This is a genomic window from Methylobacterium sp. B1 (genome assembly GCF_000333255.1).
In the GTDB taxonomy this organism is placed as follows: Bacteria; Pseudomonadota; Alphaproteobacteria; order Rhizobiales; family Beijerinckiaceae; genus Methylobacterium; species Methylobacterium fujisawaense.
In genome coordinates this window covers 1-2158 of sequence record NZ_BACT01000523.1, presented here as the reverse complement: position 1 = coordinate 2158, position 2158 = coordinate 1, and the positions used below count along the sequence as shown (strand labels likewise).

Below are 2158 nucleotides of genomic sequence, written 5' to 3'. Positions count from 1 at the left end.
ATACCGACCGNGCCGCGGCGACCGAGCTCCACGAACGAGGCGAAGGCAGCGTCGACGAGCGCCGCCGGGGCATCCTCGCCTGCGAACGGCCAAGCCAGGCTGATCGTGGCCGACGCCCCGTCCTCCTCCAGGATCATCTCCTCCGGCGAGCACAGGGCCTTGAATCGCGCGACCCGCGTCAGCGCCTCGCGGAGGTCGCGGGCGTAGTAGGCGGCGAGGAAGGCCGGCGGCAGCGTGCCGGGCTCCATCCCGACGATCAGCCTCATCCCGACGTCGGGGGCCGGCGACAGCGCCTCCAGCGACCGCCACAGCGCGAAGTATTGCGCCGTGGTGACCTGCGCGCGGGCATCGGCGGCGAGGCTGGCCGGAAGCCGCGAATGGCGCAGCACCGCCGTCGGGGTGAGCCCGACGGCGTCGAGCCCCTGCCAGAAGGCCGGAGCGACCTTGAGCCGGTCGGGGGGACGCGACGCCATCTCGGGTTTCCCTACTTAGCCTGGAAGCCGCCATCGATGTTCAAGACATGCCCGGTGACGAAAGACGCCTCGTCGGAGAGCAGCCAGACGATGCCGTTGGCGATCTCCTCGGGATGGCCCATCCGGCCCATCGGATGCATGCCGGAGATCATCGCCTCGTCGTACTGCCCGAGCTCGATCTGCTTCTCGATCAGGTCGGTCTTGATGGCTCCTGGCGCGACGGCGTTGATGCGGATGTTCTTGGTCGCGTAGTCGAGGGCGCCGGACTTCGTCAGGCCGACCACAGCATGCTTGGTCGCGGCATAGGTCCCGGCCCAGGGAATGCCGTTCAGGCCGGCGATGGACGCCAGGTTCACGATGGCGCCGCCGCCCTGTCGCTCCATCTGGTGGATCTCGTGCTTCATGCAGAAGTACAGGCCGAGGACGTTGGTCTGGAGCATGCCGTTGAACGCGTCGGTGTTCGAGGCGCCGATGGTCTTGTTCTCGTTCGAGATGCCGGCGTTGTTCACCGCGAGGTCGAGGCGGCCGTAGCGCGCGACGATGTCCGCGACGGTCCGGCCGACCGCCTCCTCGCTGTCGACGTCGCAATTGACGAAGGAGGCCTCGCCACCGGCGGCCTCGATCTCCTGGACGGCCTGGCGCCCGCGGTCGTCGCGACGGCCGGTGATCACGACCTTGACGCCGCCCCGCGCCAGGATCAGCGCCGTCGCCTTGCCGATGCCGGTCGCTCCACCGGTGATGAGTGCGATCTTGTCGGCCATGGAAGGGTCCGTTCGTGTCTGAGCCAAGGATGCCGCCACCGGAGAACCCGGGGCGACCGACCGACACATCGACGGTTTGCATCGTCTTTGAACTAGCACGTCATGCCAATAGACTTGCAATATCCGCCATTCGGTATGCGGCGATCCGTGGGGGAGCGTCGTGGCGCAGGCTGGCTTTCGTGGAAGGCGAGCATCAAAGGCCGTTCGGCCATTCGGAATGGTCAGATCCTCTTTCGAGCAAATCGCCTTTCGCCGAATGTCTGCTTATCCGTATCGTGATCCGAAAGCAGATCGTCGCAAAACCACCCACAGCAGTCTCTTGCCCACCGCGGCGACGCTTCAAGCCTGGGCCACCGGCAGCTCCGACACCTGCGTGGTGTAGCGCGGCGTGCGCATCTCGAACTTCGTGTTCCAGTCGCGCCGGCTCACCAGCCCCGCGCGCGCCGGCACCACGGCGCCGCGGCCCCAGCGCGCGTTGCACGCATCCATCGCCGCCATGAGCGGGCCCGATCGTTCCCGGTCCAGCGCGCCGATCAGCGCCCGCGGACTGTGCGACAGCGGCACGAGGTCGTTTGTGACGATCCCGGCCTTGCTGTACCGCCAAGGTCGCGCGTCCGGCTCGCGCCAGGTCCGCGCCACCCCGTGCCGCGCGGCCTTGATCAGCGCCAGCGTGTCCGAACTGTGCTCTGGCAGCTGCACGGTCGTCGAGACCGAGCGCATCGGCGCGTCGCGGTCGTGCTCGCTCGTGTGGTAGAAGATCGTCACGTGGTTGGTGCCGAGCCCCTCGCGCCGCAGCTTCTCCCCGAGCCGCGTCGCGTGCGCCGCCACCGCCTCCTCCAGCACCGCCCGCTCGGTGATCCGGCTGGAAAACGAGCGCGTCACCGCGCAGCCCTTCCGCCGCGCCGGCACCATCTCCAGCGGCAG

The 2158-nt window shown here is 68.4% G+C and carries 3 protein-coding genes; all 3 read right to left on the bottom strand.

The annotated features are described in order from the left end of the window. The coding region (locus I53_RS15385; RefSeq protein ID WP_043352178.1) for an AraC family transcriptional regulator ligand-binding domain-containing protein at nt 1-473 on the bottom strand (473 nt) is incomplete at its 3' end. 11 nt (nt 474-484) lie between these two features. Further along, the gene (locus tag I53_RS15380) at nt 485-1234 is read right to left on the bottom strand and encodes a glucose 1-dehydrogenase (protein WP_043352177.1); all 750 of its coding nucleotides are present in this window, start codon (nt 1232-1234) and stop codon (nt 485-487) included. A 339-nt stretch (nt 1235-1573) separates the two neighbouring features. After that, nucleotides 1574-2158: DUF4113 domain-containing protein (locus I53_RS15375; RefSeq protein ID WP_043352175.1), on the bottom strand; the 585-nt coding region annotated here is incomplete at its 5' end.